The 16588-nt window shown below is 57.2% G+C and carries 14 protein-coding genes; 7 read left to right on the forward strand and 7 right to left on the reverse strand.

The window, feature by feature from the left end; translation table 11 throughout:
* Positions 1 to 147 precede the first annotated feature (147 nt).
* Together AC2FI8_RS08240 and AC2FI8_RS08245 are read right to left on the reverse strand one after the other, a co-directional pair.
* A complete protein-coding gene (locus AC2FI8_RS08240) occupies positions 148 to 1698 on the reverse strand; it encodes a class I adenylate-forming enzyme family protein (protein ID WP_496778378.1) in 1551 nt (516 codons plus the stop codon).
* Between the two features lie 108 nt (positions 1699 to 1806).
* Positions 1807 to 2304, reverse strand: a complete 498-nt coding sequence (locus tag AC2FI8_RS08245; RefSeq protein WP_496778380.1) for a flavin reductase family protein — start codon at positions 2302 to 2304, stop codon at positions 1807 to 1809.
* Between the two features lie 186 nt (positions 2305 to 2490).
* Between AC2FI8_RS08245 and AC2FI8_RS08250 the strand changes: the two genes are divergently transcribed.
* Positions 2491 to 3930, forward strand: a complete 1440-nt coding sequence (locus tag AC2FI8_RS08250; protein WP_496778382.1) for a coniferyl aldehyde dehydrogenase — start codon at positions 2491 to 2493, stop codon at positions 3928 to 3930.
* Positions 3931 to 4041: 111 nt separating this feature from the next.
* Here the strand turns inward: AC2FI8_RS08250 and AC2FI8_RS08255 are convergent, their stop codons facing one another.
* From AC2FI8_RS08255 to AC2FI8_RS08275, 5 genes are all read right to left on the reverse strand, one after another.
* The gene (locus tag AC2FI8_RS08255; protein WP_496778384.1) at positions 4042 to 4743 is read right to left on the reverse strand and encodes an ABC transporter ATP-binding protein; all 702 of its coding nucleotides are present in this window, start codon (positions 4741 to 4743) and stop codon (positions 4042 to 4044) included.
* Positions 4743 to 5507, reverse strand: a complete 765-nt coding sequence (locus tag AC2FI8_RS08260) for an ABC transporter ATP-binding protein (RefSeq protein ID WP_496778386.1) — start codon at positions 5505 to 5507, stop codon at positions 4743 to 4745. Before AC2FI8_RS08260 ends, AC2FI8_RS08255 begins: the two co-directional genes overlap by 1 nt.
* The gene (locus AC2FI8_RS08265; protein ID WP_496778387.1) at positions 5504 to 6790 is read right to left on the reverse strand and encodes a branched-chain amino acid ABC transporter permease; all 1287 of its coding nucleotides are present in this window, start codon (positions 6788 to 6790) and stop codon (positions 5504 to 5506) included. Before AC2FI8_RS08265 ends, AC2FI8_RS08260 begins: the two co-directional genes overlap by 4 nt.
* Complete coding sequence (locus AC2FI8_RS08270; RefSeq protein ID WP_109311132.1) at positions 6787 to 7743, reverse strand: branched-chain amino acid ABC transporter permease; 957 nt, start codon at positions 7741 to 7743, stop codon at positions 6787 to 6789. The genes AC2FI8_RS08265 and AC2FI8_RS08270 overlap by 4 nt, the downstream gene beginning before the upstream one ends.
* 81 nt (positions 7744 to 7824) lie before the next feature.
* Positions 7825 to 9069 carry a branched-chain amino acid ABC transporter substrate-binding protein gene (locus AC2FI8_RS08275; RefSeq protein ID WP_496778388.1) on the reverse strand — a complete coding sequence of 415 codons (1245 nt, stop codon included), beginning with the start codon at positions 9067 to 9069 and terminating at the stop codon, positions 7825 to 7827.
* Positions 9070 to 9447: 378 nt separating this feature from the next.
* Between AC2FI8_RS08275 and AC2FI8_RS08280 the strand changes: the two genes are divergently transcribed.
* From AC2FI8_RS08280 to AC2FI8_RS08305, 6 genes are read left to right on the forward strand one after another with little or no spacing between them, the layout of a single operon-like run.
* Entirely contained in the window at positions 9448 to 10281 is an 834-nt protein-coding gene (locus AC2FI8_RS08280) for an FAD binding domain-containing protein (RefSeq protein WP_496766281.1), read from the forward strand.
* On the forward strand, positions 10274 to 13024 hold the full coding sequence (locus tag AC2FI8_RS08285; RefSeq protein WP_496778390.1) for a molybdopterin-dependent oxidoreductase: 2751 nt from the start codon (positions 10274 to 10276) through the stop codon (positions 13022 to 13024). Before AC2FI8_RS08280 ends, AC2FI8_RS08285 begins: the two co-directional genes overlap by 8 nt.
* Entirely contained in the window at positions 13014 to 14507 is a 1494-nt protein-coding gene (locus AC2FI8_RS08290; protein WP_496778392.1) for a 6-hydroxynicotinate reductase, read from the forward strand. The genes AC2FI8_RS08285 and AC2FI8_RS08290 overlap by 11 nt, the downstream gene beginning before the upstream one ends.
* A gap of 6 nt (positions 14508 to 14513) precedes the next feature.
* The gene (locus AC2FI8_RS08295; RefSeq protein ID WP_496739110.1) at positions 14514 to 15377 is read left to right on the forward strand and encodes a UPF0280 family protein; all 864 of its coding nucleotides are present in this window, start codon (positions 14514 to 14516) and stop codon (positions 15375 to 15377) included.
* On the forward strand, positions 15370 to 15951 hold the full coding sequence (locus tag AC2FI8_RS08300) for an amino acid synthesis family protein (protein WP_113788527.1): 582 nt from the start codon (positions 15370 to 15372) through the stop codon (positions 15949 to 15951). Before AC2FI8_RS08295 ends, AC2FI8_RS08300 begins: the two co-directional genes overlap by 8 nt.
* Positions 15948 to 16529: an amino acid synthesis family protein gene (locus tag AC2FI8_RS08305; RefSeq protein ID WP_113788526.1), complete on the forward strand. Its 582-nt coding sequence runs from the start codon at positions 15948 to 15950 to the stop codon at positions 16527 to 16529. Before AC2FI8_RS08300 ends, AC2FI8_RS08305 begins: the two co-directional genes overlap by 4 nt.
* Positions 16530 to 16588 lie beyond the last annotated feature (59 nt).

Here is a 16588-nt window from a genome sequence, read left to right on the forward strand (position 1 = left end):
ACCGGGTCGCTTGCCCAACCGAATGGCCTGCATCATTTGAGTTGGGCCATTGAAACGAAGAGGCTTGACCGCATTTCAACGATCAAGCCTCACACTGTTTTTCGAACTTTCATCCCCTGACCATGAGCATTCAGTCAGGAACGGTGCTTAAGCCGCACCGCTTTGATCGTCGCGGCAGCAAATCTCGATGATTTCGCGCTTTTGAATTTTGCCGGTCGTTCCTTTGGGCAATGCGTCCCAAATCTCGATATCTTTCGGGATTTTGAAGTTGGCAATCTTACCCCGGCAGTACTCACGCAGTTCTGCGCCACTAACAGCCGTATCAGAGTTCAGGGTGACAACGGCATGAATCCGATCCCCCCATTTCGGATCCGGCAGGCCGAACACACTGACTTCGTCGACTGCATCATGTTCAGCCAGACAGTTTTCGACCTCGACCGGGAACACGTTATAGCCGCCGGACTTGATGCGGAACTTTGCCCGGTCCTTGAGTTGGACGTAGCCCTCTGCATCGATAACAGCGATATCCCCGGTATGCAGCCAACCATCGCGGACGGTTTCCGAATACTCTACCGTCTGATTCCAATAGCCCGGGATCACGTAAGGCGAGTGAATCAGCAGCTCACCTGCCTCACCGCTGGGAAGGTCATTGCCCTGCTCGTCAACGACACGGACGTCCACGTAGAAAAGTGGCCGGCCCGCGCTTTCGAGACAATTGTGCCCGTCTTTCAAAGCGCGCTCATGATCCGTTGCGGTCAACATCATGCCCATGCCCATCAGCTCGGTCGTGCCAAACATCTGCAAGAACTTGCACCCGAAAGCCTTGAGCGCATCGCGCACTGTCGCGGGTGGAATTGGCGCAGACCCATACCCCAGCTGCCGGATCGACGAGCAATTGTATTGCGTAATCAGGCCGGAAGACAGCAGGTCGTTCAGCATCGTTGGCACCAGAACGCAGATCGTCGCCTGCTCACGGTCAATAAGCTTTAGCGCCGTTTCAGCATCCCATTCGCCGACAATGGCGCATTTGGTGCCGTGGAACATGTTACGCAGCAGGTGAATGATCGGAACGCCCGATGCCGGCATCGCGTGCAACCAGACATCGTCCGGGCCCGCACCTTCCGTCAGAGCGATTACACCCATCGACTCGATCATCAACGCGTGAGGATAGATCGCACCTTTCGGCAAACCGGTTGAACCGGTGGTGTAGCAGATCATCAATTGCTCATGCGGGGTATGGGTGAAAGCCCCGCGATCAGATGCCGCTGCGATCAGGGTTTCATAATCCCGCTCCAGCGTATGCTGGGCACCGACACCCACCAGCACAGGTTGGCGCCTGCTGAAGGTCAACGCGTCTCGGGCGATTGCAACTTTCGTGTCCTGCACGATCAGAACATCCAAGCCCGCGTCGTCAATAAGCGCGCCGATTTCGCGCGGGGCAAGGCGATAGTTCAGACCCACTCGAATCGCACCGGCCTTGGCGCAAGCGCCAATGGTTTCCGCAACCTCTATGCAGTCAGGCAGGATCACCCCAACCCGATCACCTTTGCGGACATCCAGCGACCGCAACGCATGCGCCAGCGCATCCGTTCGCTGGCCCAACTCGCGCCAACTGCGACGGCGGTCCAATTCCACATAAGCATCCTGATCCCCAAAGCGGTCTGCGTTTCGGTCGATCAGCTGTCCAAGCGTCGGCATTGGTGTCTCCTCCCGGGCATCATCACGGCAATTCTTAAGTTACGTGATTGTCGTTTTTTGGCGGCGTGGGGCGTGCGAAGTCAGGTGAAAATTCACTTTGACCCTACATCAGCCTTCCAGCGGTGTTAGTTTGTGAAATCCCTTGCGCCCATAAATAAGCGCCGACTTTTCCGGGTTCAGGTGAACTTCTTTCACCATACCGAAGAACACCGCATGTGTCTTCGTGTTTGCCCAGTTGTCGACCACGCATTCAAAGGACACGACGGACTCTTTCAAAACAGGCAGACCCAGATCCCCTTTGATCCATGTCCCGGCTGCCTGGAACTGTTGTTCCTTGTCCATTTTCGACGAAAAGGCACCGACAACCTTGGTCATGTCATCGGGTATGAGGTTTACGGCAAACTTTCGGTTGTCCATCACGACGCCATATGTTCGCGCTGTTCGGTTGATGCAAACCAACAAAGCTGGCGGATCGGCCGTTAGCGAACATACCGCCGTCGCCGCCATTCCAGCGCGCGAATCTTCGAATTCTGAAGTGATGATGGTCGTTGAGGCCGCCAGCAACTGCATACCGGTCTTGAACCTGTCTTCTGTGGTCAGGGTCATACTGCGCTCTTGCTAATTAGTGAACGATCACTTACCTTCCACATCGCCGGATAGATGTCAACGCAGACTTCGCAGCCCGGCGGCAAAGAAACGAAACCCGACCCTTGTGACCAAGGGGACAGAACGGGCACACAGACCAACAGGAAGGCGGTTGCGCACCGCAAAACCAACCGCAGGAGACGCGTATTGAACCAGCATAGCCCCAACCCCGCCGAGAGCCTCGCGACGCTTTTGGAGACACAAAAAGCCCACCAGGACAAACATGGCGCGCCAAACGCGGTTGAACGCAAGGATCGCATCACGCGGTTAATCGACCTGGTGTTGGATAATCGGCATGCCATGATTGACGCGATCTCGGCTGATTTTGGCAATCGGTCACAACATGAAACGATCGCGGCCGACATCGCTGGTACGGTGAAACAGTTAAAATTCGCGCGGGACAACCTTGGTCGCTGGATGCGCCCTGAGAAGGCAAAAGTCGAGTTTCCGTTGGGCTTGTTGGGCGCGCGCGGTCGCATTCATTACCAACCTCTGGGTGTCATTGGGATTGTCAGTCCCTGGAACTTTCCGATCTATCTGGCCATTGGCCCTATGGCCGAGGCCTTTGCGGCCGGCAACTCGGTCATGCTGAAACCGTCAGAGTTCACCCCCCGCACGTCCGACCTTTTGAAATCGCTGATAGAAGCAAACTTCGCCCCGCACGAAGCCGTGGTCGTGACCGGTGGCGTCGACGTCGCACAGGCATTCACTGCCCTTCCTTTTGACCACCTGCTGTTTACCGGCGCCAGCACCATTGGCCCGCACGTCCTTCGCGCAGCAGCTGAACATATGGTGCCGACGACGCTGGAACTTGGAGGCAAGAACCCCGCCATCATCGCCCCCAGCGCGGATATGAACCTTGCGGTCGCCCGGATTGCGGCGGGCAAAGGATTCAATGCGGGTCAGGTTTGCCTGGCACCGGACTATGTCTTGGTCCCACGCGCAAAGATGGAAGAATTCGCTACCCAGCTTGCGGCAAAACTTGCCGAGGCCTTTCCGACCCTGTCCGGCAACCCGGATGTCACACATATCGTGACCGATCGCCAATTCGACCGACTCAAGGGCCTTGTGGAGCAGGCACGCTCGGCAGGGGCGAGGGTCGTTCAGGTCAATCCGGCCAACGAAGATCTCTCAACCACAAATGAGAAAATTCTGCCCCCGACACTGATCGTCGACGCCGATCCGGCGCTGGACGTCATGCAGGATGAAATCTTTGGGCCGATCCTGCCAATCCTGCCTTACGACTCGCTGGATCAGGCCATAGGCTTTGCCAACACCCGTCCGCGCCCTCTGGCGGCTTACGTGTTTGCCAAGGACGCGGGCGAGCAGGAGCATGTGATGGAAAGCACCATTTCCGGCGGAGCGTGCATCAACGAGACCATCATGCATTCGACGCAGAACACCCTGCCCTTTGGCGGTGTCGGAAACAGTGGCATGGGCGCTTATCACGGCCTGCATGGTTTCAAACGGTTCAGCCACGCAAAGGCTATCTTCAAGCAGATCAACATGGATGGTGTCTTCAAGGCTCTTCGCCCGCCCTATGGCGAGAAGTTCTTTAAGACAATGGCACCGTTCCTGAAAAAATAATCTGGTGCACCAAAAAAGAAGGGAACTCCGCATTTACGAAGTTCCCTTCAATCCTTTTGCGGTATTGCTGACAGCGCGGCTTACTATGGGCAAGGTGCCTGTGGCACTGCCTCAGACCTCCAGCCATTCCTTCCGGATTTCGTCATTTTCGCGCAATGCCTGCGGAGTACCTTCGTAAACCATGTGCCCGTGACCCATGACGTAAACCCGGTTGGTCACACGCAAAGCGATGGTCAGCTTTTGCTCGACCAACAGGATCGAGACGCCACGCTCGGCAATCTGCAGCAGCAGATCCCCCACTTGCTCAACAATCTTCGGGGCCAGGCCTTCGGTCGGTTCGTCGATCATGATGAAATCGGGGTTGCCCATCAAAGCGCGGCAGATGGTCAGCATTTGCTTTTCGCCGCCCGACATAACCGAGGCATCCACGTCCGCACGATTGCGCAGGTTGGGAAACATCTCGAACATATCCTCGATACACCAGCGGCCATCGCCGTCCTTTTGGCCAGGTTTCAGCCCCAATATCAGGTTTTGGCGCGTTGTGAGACCGGGAAAGATATCCCGGTTTTCGGGCACGTAGCGAATCCCGGCCTTGGCAATCTCAAAGCTCTTGCGACCAGCGATCTCCTGGCCGCGGAACTTGATCGACCCATGTGGCGCGACCTCGCCCATGATCGCCTTGCAGGTGGTTGATCGCCCAACCCCGTTGCGCCCCAGCAGCGAGACGATTTCGCCCTCGCCCACTTCAAGGTTCACCCCCTGAAGAATGTGACTTTTTCCGTAATATGCGTGCAAGTCGGTGACCTGAAGCATTACACCGCCTCCTCTTCCAAACTTGCGCCCAAATAGGCTTCTTTCACTTTCACCGATGCACGCACGACGTCCGGCGTGTCGGATTCGATCACTTCGCCATAAACAAGGACCGAGATCTTGTCGGCCAAATCGAAGATCACGCCCATGTCGTGCTCGACGATCAATAGTGTCTTATCCTCGGTCACGTTGCGTATCAGATCGACGATCAGGTCAGTTTCTGAATGGCTCATCCCGGCGCAGGGTTCGTCCAGCAGAATGATATCGGCCCCACCAGCGATCGTGATCCCAATCTCAAGCGCGCGCTGCTCTGCATAAGCCAGCGTGCCCGCCAGTTCATTCCGGCGCGAGGTCAGATTGATTTGTGCCAGAATACCCTCAGCCTTTTCAGTCACATCCTGCTGCCGACCAATCATGTGCCAAAACGAATAGCGATACCCCATTGTCCACAACAACCCGCAACGAATGTTTTCGAACACGGTCATGTTGGGAAAAATGTTGGTGATCTGGAAAGATCGGCTGAGACCACGACGGTTGATCTCGAAGGGCTTCAATCCGGTGACATCTTCGCCGTGCAGAAACACCCCGCCCGAGGTCGGCGCGAACCGCCCGGTGATCAGGTTGAACAGGGTCGACTTCCCGGCCCCGTTTGGCCCAATGACCGCATGGCGTTCACCTTTTGCGATCTGCAGGTTCACACCCTGAATGATCTTGGCCAGACCAAAACTTTTTTCGAGGTTTTTCAGCTCAATAGCAGGAGCGCTCATGCCCGGTCCTCCGCATGGTTCGCATTGTCCCAGGCTTCACGGATTTCCGGCAAAACGCGGGACACAAGGAATAGTGAGATCGCGGCGATGATTACTGCAAACGCTATGGCCTGATAGCCGCCACTGTCAAAGGCAATGCCATAGAGGTGCATCTCGTGATCGCCGCCGTATCCATGGCGCTTGTGGAACAGAATCTCCAGAATGGCGGCCAGGGACAAGACACTCGTGATCGCGGGGATTGCCACCTTGAGATACGGCTTGATCAGCAATTTCAGTTTACCCAAGGCGAGCGGGCGTCGATGCATCGCAATCAACCCGGCAAAACCAGACGGGAAGAACATCACACAGGCCACGAACAAAATGCCCAGATACAGCGCCCACAATTCGGTATGCAGACCAAGTACCGTTTGCAGCAAGGTGAACACGACCGCGCCGATGATCGGCCCGACAAAGAAGCCGGCGCCGCCAATGAAGGTGATCAGCAGGATTGAGCCTGACGTTGCAAGGTTCAGGTTTTCTTCGGTCAAAATCTCAAAGTTGATCGCGAACAACGACCCGGCGACACCGGCAAAGAAGCCCGAGGCGCAGAAGGAAATCCAGCGAACGTTGCGTTGGGAATACCCCAGAAACTCGGCGCGTTCCTCGTTGTCGCGCACCGCGTTGGCGATCCGCCCGATCGGCGTGCGCGAGAACAGGTACATCAGCAGTGCCGCCACCAAAAGCCACACGACCGTAAGGTAATAAACCTCTTGCTGTGTAAGGAATTCATATCCAAACACTGGCGGACCCATGGTCCGGTCGCCCGAGATGCCTTCTTCGCCGCCAAAGAACACTACGATGATGACGGAACAGGCGGCGATCAGCTCTCCGACCCCAAGCGAGATCATGGCGAATACAGTGCCTGCCCGACGGGTCGAAAAACTACCGATCAGGAAGGCGAAGACCATGCCGAACAAGCCTCCGACAATCGGAAGAAACGGCAAAGGCAACCATAGCCCGTCCTCGACCATGTTCATCACGTGCATGGCGAAGAACCCGCCAAGACCCATATAGACCGCATGACCAAAGGACAGCATACCACCCTGCCCCAGCAACATGTTGTAGCTTAGCGCGAAGACGATGGTGATTGCCATCTGGTTCATGATCGTCAGCGCCGAACTGGATTGGAACACAAATGGCAGGCACAACAGGAACAAAGCGGCAAAAGCCCAGGGCATCACGCTTGATAGCGATATCAGCCGCGTAGTGCCCGCAGTTAAGGGCGTCTTACTAGCGATACTCATGATTCACGGTTCCCCATAAGACCTTGCGGGCGCAGAACAAGAACGATGATCATCAACAGGTAAGGCAAGATCGGGCCGAGTTGAGGCAGCGTCAGTGTCCAAAGGTCCTGCAGCGGATGATCCCAGATCATCTCTGGCTTGGTAAAGCCGATCGCGGTCAGCACCTGTTCAGCCGTGACGTCATAGGCGGTGGCAAAGGTCTGAAGCCAGCCGATAATCAGGGATGCAACCAAGGCGCCCCAAAGGGAACCCAGACCGCCGATCACAATGGTCACAAAAACGATTGAACCCAGCTGCAAGGCCATGCCGGGGAAAACACCCAGAACCGGACCAGCGATGACGCCGGCCAGCCCGGCCATCGCGGTTCCTACGCCAAACACGCACATAAAGACCAACGGTACGTTGTGACCCAGGTTCTGCACGGTTTCGGGATAGCTGAGCGCGGCCTGAATGGTCATGCCAATACGGGTCTTGGTCAGAATGTATAGCAGTGTCAGGAAGATCCCCATTGCGACGGCGATCATGAAAACCTTGTAGGCAGGGAAAGCATTTCCAGCGATAGCGAAAGCTGCAAAATCCAGCGCGGCAGGTTCCGAGAATGGAAGCTGACTTTTGCCCCAGAAGAATTGAATCGTTTCTTCAATCAGCAGCGCAAGACCAAAGGTAAAGATCAGTTCCGGCACATGCCCGTATTTGTGAACTCGTCTTAACCCGTATCGCTCGATCAGAGCTCCGATCAAACCGACAATCAATGGCGCGACAAGCAAGCCGACCCAGAACCCGGTGACGAGGCTGATCTGATAGGCGAAATAAGCACCCAGCATGTAAAAACTGGCATGAGCAAAGTTCAGAACGCCCATCATGGAAAAGATCAGTGTCAGACCGCTGCATAGCATGAACAGCAACAAACCAGTCACAAATCCATCCAACACGTTCACGAGGAACAGCGCCATTACGTGTCTCCCTGCATTTTATTGAGTGGTAGCCTAGCGGCCCGCCCGGATTTCGGACGGACCACCAGAGTGGTTAGAGGGTTATGGGCGCTTCATCTCGCACGTGGTGGACGAGTCATTGGACGCCAGTTCGACAACAGTTTCTGCGACCATACCACGGCCAGAATTGTCATAGTCGAACGCAGCCTCAGGTGTCTGCCCTTGAACGGTCACAGTCTGGATCGTCTGGTGATCGCTTTCACGCATCACGGTCTTGCCAGTGACAATACTGTCGTATTCCATACCTTCCAGCGCGTAGGCGATCGCCTTGATGTCCGTGGCGCTGCCAACTTCGTTGATCGCGGCTGCCAGCATCGGTGCGACATTCGCCATCTGAGGCTGACCGAAGTCCAGATCCGGGAAGCTTACATAGAAGGCTTCGATGAACTCCTGCGCTTCAGGAGTTGGGGCCGGATTGACCTGACCTGCTCCGACCAGCTTGACGATACCGTCGCCTTCTTCACCAAAGGCCGCGGTGATGCCCGAGGTCGCGCCATAGTAGGTGTAGATCGGCTTGTCGAAACCGGCACCCATGACCGCCTTGCCCAGACCGACCATATCGCCACCCCAGTTACCGGTGATCACGGCATCTGCGCCCGAACCAACAATCTTGCGCGCGTAGGGCGTGAAGTCTTTGACTTTGCCGATCGGGTGCAACTCGTTCCCGACAATCTCAATATCGGGGCGCTTTTCCTGAAGGAACCGCTGTGCGGCCGCAGCAACAGCCTTACCGAACGAATAGTCCTGACCGATCACATAGACTTTTTTGATATCCGGGTTGGCTGCAATGTCATCGGTCAACGCGTCCATTTTGATGTCAGCATTGGCGTCAAAGCGGAAATGCCAGAACTGGCACTTGTCATTGGTCAACGCCGGGTCAACGGCCGAGTGGTTGAGGAAGATAACCGGATCATCAGGGTTGCGACGATTGTGCTTGGCAACCGCTTCGGTCAGCGCGTTCGCCACACCGGATGATGCGCCCTGAGCGATGATGCGAATGCCCTGATCCATGGCAACCTGCAACTGGATGAGCGATTCCTTTGCGCTGATCTTATTGTCGAAAGGCACCATCTCGAATTCGGCATTCCCATCCAACAGCCCGCCAGGTTCGTTCACCAGCTCTTTGACGCTGTGGCGATAGATTGCCAGGCCTTGTGTGCCCGTCGTCGCAAATGGCCCGGATAGCGGATCAATGAAAGCGATTCGTACTTTTTCCTGTGCCGCAGCGGCCCCTGCAACAAGACCAGCAGCAAGTGCGGTCGCCATCATCAAATTGAACTTGTTCATTTCTTCCTCCCTATTGACACCAGGCGGTAGGTTTCAGCCCGTTGTAAGATCCACACGTGGGTGAGTGATCGATCACTATATTCATGACTGTTTGTTAGTGTGTCAACGAATTACTGACCGAATTTGGAACTTCTGGACATTCGTGAAACAAAATCGGCATTGCGCCGTCACATCGCCCAATTTCATCTCGCCTAGAGTGACTGCTCCTCAATTAGCTTTGAAAATAAGGGGAATGCTCAATCGACTGAATATCCGTGATCCAATCTTCTACCCGCGCTCATGATAAACAGAACTGGCCCAAACAAATCGTTGACATTTTTTTTGTTCGCGTAATATCATTTGTGTACTAACGAGAAATTTCTCATCAGGATAGACACTTTGCGGTATCTCTCTCCCAACACGCTCGATGATGCATTTGACTTGCTGACCAGCAATGATCTGACGGTTGTCGCTGGCGGCACTGACTTTTTCCCATCCCGGCAGCGTCATGAGCTGCAAACCGACATATTGGACGTCACACGCATCAATGGTCTTTCGGGCATCCAACTTGTGGATGACCGTTGGAGAATCGGAGCCACAACAAGCTGGACAGACATTGCCCGGGCCAATCTGCCCGTCGCATTTAGGGGCCTGCAAATGGCAGCGCGGGAAGTCGGTAGCCTGCAGATCCAGAACAGCGCCACGATTGCAGGGAACCTGTGCAATGCCTCGCCTGCCGCTGACGGCGTGCCACCGCTGCTGACGCTGGAGGCCAGCGTTGAACTTGGCTCGGCCCGTGGCTTTCGCGAGGTTCCGCTGTCAGAGTTCATCACTGGCGTGCGCAAAACGGCGCTGTCCGACGATGAGATTGTGACCGCGATCTACCTGCCCGATCCGCCCAAAGGGACTGTTGGACATTTCGAAAAACTCGGCGCGCGGCGATACCTTGTGATCTCGATCACGATGACTTCTGTCATCATCGGCCTAGATAAAAACCACCGGATCAACTATGCGCGCATCGCCGCGGGGGCTGCGTCAGCCGTGGCACAAAGGCTGGTACAGCTCGAAACCGATTTGATCGGGAAATCCCCTGAAACGGTTGAAGTTTCATCAGAGCATTTGGCACCGCTCAGCCCCATTGATGACGTCCGTGGAGACGCCGCATTCCGACTGGACGCGGTGGCAGAACAATGTGTCCGGGCAATCGCAGAAGCGGGACAACACCATGGATAAACGCGCTGATGAATTCACGACCGAATTCACCTTGAACGGCCACCCTGTCAGCGCGGTGCCGCGCGTGGGTGAACGCCTGTCGGAAATGCTGCGCGAGCGGCTGTCAGCACGCGACGTCAAGATCGGATGCAACGCCGGCGACTGCGGTGCTTGCACTGTACTGGTCGATGGTGATCCGGTCTGCGCCTGTCTGGTTCCGGCGCAACAGGCTGCCGGGCGGTCCGTGGAAACGGTGTCCGGGCTGACGCAGGATGATCAGATTGCCAAACGTTTGGCAGACAGCTTTCAGAACCACGGCGCGGCGCAGTGCGGAATCTGCACACCCGGCATGATGACCTCCGCCGTCGCTTTGCTGCGCGAGACACCTGAGCCAAACAATGAACAGGTCCAGGATGCCCTTGGCGGTGTTTTGTGCCGCTGCACCGGGTATCGCAAGATTATCGATGCCGTGGTCGCCGCTGGTGCGCCTGCCTTGCCAGCAGCAACACTGGGACACGCGGGCGACGCCATCTGGCGCGTGGATGGGCACAACAAGGTTACAGGCACAGAGCTTTTTGGCGATGATGTTGCCCCGGCAGGTACGTTGGAAATCTGTGTCATCCGTTCTCCTTACCACCGTGCCCGATTTACACTTGGCGATCTGGACACTTGGGCCAATAAGACCCCAGGGATCGAAGCGGTCCTGACTGCGGCCGACATTCCCGGGCGCAACAACTTTGGCGTTATTCCCGACTTTGCCGACCAACCAGTCTTCGCGGAAACCGAGGCTCGGTTCCGTGGCGAGGCTGTCGCCGCCATCATTGGCCTGCCCGAGGTTCTGGCAACCTTCGACCCAGCAGATTTTCCGGTAGCGTGGGAAGAAAGACCCGCCGCGCTGGATTCACTGGACGCCATGACGCCCCAAGCCGCGCAGCTGCACCCAGATCGCGACGGCAACGTTATGTGTGCCGGTTTCGTGAAATGCGGAACCCCAGAAACCGCGTTGGCCAACGCAGATGTTGTGGTCGAAGGCCATTTCCGCTCGGGCTTTGTCGAACATGGGTATATCGAGCCTGAGGCCGGGTTCGCCGAGATCGTGAACGGGCGGGTCGAAGTCCATGCCTGCACGCAAGCTCCGGTGATGGACCTGGACGCGCTGGAGATCATCCTGGGGATGCCGCGCGATCAGATCCGTATTGCCCCGACCGGGGTCGGCGGCGGGTTCGGCTCAAAACTCGATATATCGGTGCAGCCTTACCTGGCTCTTGCCGCGCTCAAAACCGGCAAGCCGGTGCGACTGACCTATTCCCGAACCGAGTCGATGCAGTCCACCACCAAACGCCACCCTTCCGACCTGCGGGTCAAGATCGGGGCAACTAAAGACGGTCGTATCAGTGGGATGACTTTTGATGGGCTGTTCAACACAGGTGCCTATGCCAGCTGGGGTCCGACGGTGGCCAACCGGGTGCCCGTGCATGCCTCGGGTCCCTACAGAATTGCCGACTACCGCGCCGAAGCCAAAGGCATCCATACGCATTGCCCGCCGTCGGGCGCATTCCGCGGCTTTGGCGTTCCGCAATCAGCCATCGCGCAGGAATGCCTGTTCGATGAGTTGGCGGACAAGCTAGGCATCGACGCGCTTGATTTCCGCATCAACAATGCCCTGGAAAACGGTGTCCCCACCGTTTGCGGACAGATTTTCGATCAAGGTGTCGGCATTCGTGCCTGCCTCGAAGCGCTGCGTCCCGCGTGGACCGAAGAAAATGCAGCGGTTCAGGCATTCAACGCAAGAAACAATACCTTGAAGCGCGGCGTTGGACTGGCGGCAGGTTGGTACGGGTGCGGCAACACTTCGTTGCCCAACCCGTCGACGATCAAATCGGGTATCCGGTCAGATGGCAGTTTGGTCTTGCACCAAGGGGCAATGGATATCGGCCAAGGGGCAAACACAGTGATCGCGCAGATCTTTGCCACAGCGCTTGGTGTTCCTGTTGCGCAGATCGAAATCATCGGGGCCGATACGGATGTCACGCCAGACGCGGGCAAAACTTCGGCCTCACGTCAGACCTATGTCTCTGGCAGCGCTTCACGTCTGTCTGGTGAATCGATGCGGGCGCAGATTCTGTCCCGCGTGAACGCCGGGCCTGACTCCGTGATCACTCTGAGCGCGGGTTTGATTGTGGTGGACGACAATGGGCAACATCACACTATCGACTTGACCGTGCTGGAGCCTGACGCAGAAGGCTACGTCCTGCGCGCCGAAGAAACCTATGACCCGCCCACAAAGCCGCTGGACGAAAACGGTCAGGGAATACCTTATGCGCAGTTTGGATATGCTGCGCACCTGGCGGTTGTCGAGGTGGACACAAAGCTGGGCACGGTGAAACCGATCAAATTCGTGGCCGCCCATGACGTTGGCAAGGCGATCAACCCGATGCTGGTCGAAGGTCAGGTACAGGGCGGTATCGCGCAGGGTCTGGGCATGGCGCTGATGGAAGAGTACCTGCCCGGCCGCACCGAGAACCTGCATGACTATCTGGTCCCGACCATTGGTGACATCCCTCCGATCGAAACGCTGATCATCGAGGAAGAGGATGCCCACGGCCCCTATGGCGCCAAAGGGCTGGGAGAGCACGTGCTGATCCCGACGGCCCCGGCGCTATTCAACGCAATCAAACGCGCCTGCGGCGTTCGGCTGACCCAAGGTCCCGCAACGCCAGCAAAAATGCGCGCAGCAATCAAGGAATTGACAGATGGCAACTGAGCGCACAACACCGGAAAAAATCCGCTGCGACGCCTGCCCGGTGATGTGCTATATCGCAGATGGCAAAATCGGGGCCTGCGACCGCTACGCCAACCATGGTGGCGATCTGGTTCGTCTGGATGCGCTGACCATCATCGAAAGTGCAGAAGACACTCGTCTGGTCCCGTTCCTGAAGGATGGCAAAGACCCCGAAGATTGGGACGGCGACATCGTGCAGGGCAAACGGCCCTTTGTGACCGCCGTCGGCGCGGGCACGACCTATCCCGACTACAAACCCGCGCCCTTCATCGTCAGCCAAGATGTGGCGGGCGTGGATATGGTCACCGTCGTGACCGAGGGGATATTCTCGTATTGCGGCGTCAAGGTGAAGATCGACACCGACCGTCATATCGGCCACGAACGCGATGTCGTCCGCGTAAATGGTGAGCCGGTCGGGCACGTCATGACCTCGGAATACGGATCCAAGATGTTGTCGCTGGGCGGCGTAGAGCACCTGACTGGCGGCACCAAAAAAGAGGGCCGGATCACCTGCGATGCCCTGCTTCGGCTGTGCAATCGTGAAGCCGTCGAGATGGTGATCGGTGATGAAGGACATGAGACCACGGTTGTTGTTCAGGCCGGCAAAGCGCCCATCATCAACGGGGTCGAGGAAAAACTGATGCGGGTGGGCTGCGGCTCGGCCACAATCGGGATGTTCGCCAAGCAGTGGATTGAACATGTGGATGACGTGGTGGTGGTCGACGACCACATTACCGGCGTTCTGTCCGAGCATCAGGCAGGCAAACTGCTGGACGTCGAACCCACGGGGATCAAAATCAATGGCCGTCGTTCTACTCCGGGTCGCTATTTTCAGGTCGCTGAGCCCGGCACCGGCTGGGGCGGTACGGATATCGAGGATCCGCTGAAAATTCTGGGCGATTTCAATCCGAAATTCGCGCGTGAAGGTATGAGCCTGTTGATGGTATCCACCACTGGTGAGCAATATGGCTATTTTGAACTGGATGCCGAGCTGAAACCTCAGCCCGTCGAGATTCCCCCGGCGCTGAAGGCGTCTGCTGAGCTGATTGCCGAAAACTGCGAACCTTCGGTCTGCTCGGTTCTGTTCATGGGCGGCGCAGGCGGCAGCCTGCGGGCGGGTGTCACGGAAAACCCGGTTCGTCTCACGAAATCGGTCAAGGACTCGCTTACCTTTGTATCCTGCGGCGGGGCCGAAGCTTACGTTTGGCCTGGCGGCGGCATCACCGTGATGGTGGACATTCTGGATATGCCCACAGGTTCGTTCGGATATGTTCCGACCCCGGCACTGGTCGCCCCCATCGAGTTCACAATGCGTGTCAGCGACTATGGCACGCTGGGGGGGCACATGGATGAGATCAAGCCAGTTGCAGATGTCATCTCGGACGAAACCCGCAAGGTAGATCAGTTCGAAAACCAGCCCGACCCTATGTCTTCGAACAATTACCGCTGGGCGAAAGGAGCATAAGGTCAGATGCAACCCATCTCTGCCATATTGCCGTGTGGCCGCAGATTGCATCTGCAACACGGCCCGATCGACCTGATCGTCGAGGCAGATGGCGCGCGCGATATCGCATTTGAAGCTGCCCAGTTACGGTTCCAATCCTTGCTGCAAGGCTTAGTGGATGAACTGGCTTTGTTGAAAACGCCCATGACGGCTGAATGCGCCCGCCCTCAAGGACGGGTAGCGCGCCGTATGGATGACGCTGCCCGCCCTCATACCAACGTGTTTGTTACACGCATGGCCGCAGTTGCCGGAGCCGTTGCAGACGAAGTACTGGCGGCCATGCTACAGGCCACGCCCCTGGATCGCGCGTCGGTCAACAATGGCGGAGACATCGCCGTGCATCTGTGCTCGAGTCAGGACTATAGCATCGCCATGAGTGGGCTTGACGGGTGCGACCTGGGCCGCATTGCTATCCGTGCAAGCGACAAAATTGGTGGCATTGCCACGTCGGGTCGCGGCGGACGTAGTCTGAGCCTTGGCATCGCCGACAGCGTTACAGTGCTGGCCAGCAACGCAGCAATGGCCGATGTGGCAGCGACTCTGATCGCCAACGCGGTTGATCTGCCCGGGCATCCGGCCATCCGGCGCCTTCCGGCCAATCAACTGCGCGATGACAGCGATTTGGGCGACCTGCCGGTTCCGGTTTCTGTCGGTCAACTCTCTGCCCAAGATATTCAAGATGCCCTGTCACACGGCCTGAATACTGCCGAGACCATGCTTGGACGCGGTTTGATCTCTGCCGCCCATCTGTCTCTTGGCTCTCACTCCTGCCAGACGGGCGCGTCCCGATTGGTGATCTCAACCACTCAGAAGGTTCCACAATATGCCTGACGTTCAACTGCGAAAAAAGCTGTTTTCGCTTGAAGAAATCTATCACGAAGGCGGACCACTGTCCGACACGCCGCTGGTGCGGGTCGCTGCGATGGCCGTGATCGCCAACCCCTTCGCAGGACGCTACGAACCCGAAATTCAGGGCTTTATGGAAGACCTCAAACCTTTAGGTTTGGAAATGGCGCAAACACTGATCGACATGTTGGGCGGTCCGGAAAACGTCCAAGGGTACGGCAAAGGGTCCTTGGTTGGCGAAGGCGGCGAGCTGGAACACGGCGCACTGTGGCATGCCCCCGGTGGTTACGCGATGCGGCAGTTGCTGGGTACAGCCAACGCGATTGTGCCTTCATCGAAAAAAGTTGGCGGCGTGGGTGCGCGGCTGGATGTGCCGATCACGCATATCAACGCCTCATATGTGCGCAGCCATTTCGACAGCATGGAGGTGGGTTGCAATGACGCCCCGCGCGCAGGCGAGCTGGCTTTCTCGCTGGTCATGACAACCGGGCCGCGGGTGCATTCGCGCTCGGGCGGGCTTGAGGCCTGGGACATCAAAGGAGAGGACGGCCTAAGATGACAAAGATCCGCAAAATCGCAGTCAACGTTGAAGAAACCCATATAGAGGCAGGGCGCCCGATCTCGCCCGCCACACGCAAGGCGGTGGCTGTGGCCGTGATCGAAAACCCCTTTGCCGGGCAATATGTCGAGGATCTGACCCCGCTGATGGAAACCGGGGCTGAGTTGGGCGCTTTGCTAGGCCGTCGTTGCGTCGAGGCCCTTAACATCACGCCGGAACAGGCTGAAAGCTATGGAAAATCGGCGATGGTCGGTGAGAACGGCGAGCTGGAACATGCCGCCGCCATCCTGCACCCCAAGCTGGGCGCACCACTGCGCAAGGAGGTCGAAAAGGGCGCCGCCTTGGTGCCTTCTTCCAAGAAGATGGGCAGCCCAGGGCAAGTACTGGACGTACCGCTCGGTCACAAGGACGCGGCCTATGTCCGCAGCCATTTTGACGGCATCGAAGTGCAGTTGAACGACGCGCCCCGCGCCAATGAGATCATGGTGGCAGTTGCGGTCACCGACAGCGGACGACCGCTGCCGCGTGTAGGCGGGCTGACGAATGAGGAGGCAGAAGGCAAAGACGGGCTGCGCTGAATGTAGCAGCTGCGCTCTTTAGGGCTGACAACACATTAAGAAGCCGGGATAACTGGCCG

The organism is Ruegeria sp. CDSB029 (genome assembly GCF_059611125.1).

Bases quoted from the DNA above. Each gene is read 5' to 3' on its own strand.
- AC2FI8_RS08240 (WP_496778378.1), bottom strand. From the start codon at position 1,698: ATGCCGACGCTTGGACAGCTGATCGACCGAAACGCAGACCGCTTTGGG.
- AC2FI8_RS08245 (WP_496778380.1), bottom strand. From the start codon at position 2,304: ATGACCCTGACCACAGAAGACAGGTTCAAGACCGGTATGCAGTTGCTG.
- AC2FI8_RS08255 (WP_496778384.1), bottom strand. From the start codon at position 4,743: ATGCTTCAGGTCACCGACTTGCACGCATATTACGGAAAAAGTCACATT.
- AC2FI8_RS08260 (WP_496778386.1), bottom strand. From the start codon at position 5,507: ATGAGCGCTCCTGCTATTGAGCTGAAAAACCTCGAAAAAAGTTTTGGT.
- AC2FI8_RS08265 (WP_496778387.1), bottom strand. From the start codon at position 6,790: ATGAGTATCGCTAGTAAGACGCCCTTAACTGCGGGCACTACGCGGCTG.
- AC2FI8_RS08270 (WP_109311132.1), bottom strand. From the start codon at position 7,743: ATGGCGCTGTTCCTCGTGAACGTGTTGGATGGATTTGTGACTGGTTTG.
- AC2FI8_RS08275 (WP_496778388.1), bottom strand. From the start codon at position 9,069: ATGAACAAGTTCAATTTGATGATGGCGACCGCACTTGCTGCTGGTCTT.
- AC2FI8_RS08285 (WP_496778390.1), top strand. From the start codon at position 10,274: ATGGATAAACGCGCTGATGAATTCACGACCGAATTCACCTTGAACGGC.
- AC2FI8_RS08290 (WP_496778392.1), top strand. From the start codon at position 13,014: ATGGCAACTGAGCGCACAACACCGGAAAAAATCCGCTGCGACGCCTGC.
- AC2FI8_RS08295 (WP_496739110.1), top strand. From the start codon at position 14,514: ATGCAACCCATCTCTGCCATATTGCCGTGTGGCCGCAGATTGCATCTG.
- AC2FI8_RS08300 (WP_113788527.1), top strand. From the start codon at position 15,370: ATGCCTGACGTTCAACTGCGAAAAAAGCTGTTTTCGCTTGAAGAAATC.
- AC2FI8_RS08305 (WP_113788526.1), top strand. From the start codon at position 15,948: ATGACAAAGATCCGCAAAATCGCAGTCAACGTTGAAGAAACCCATATA.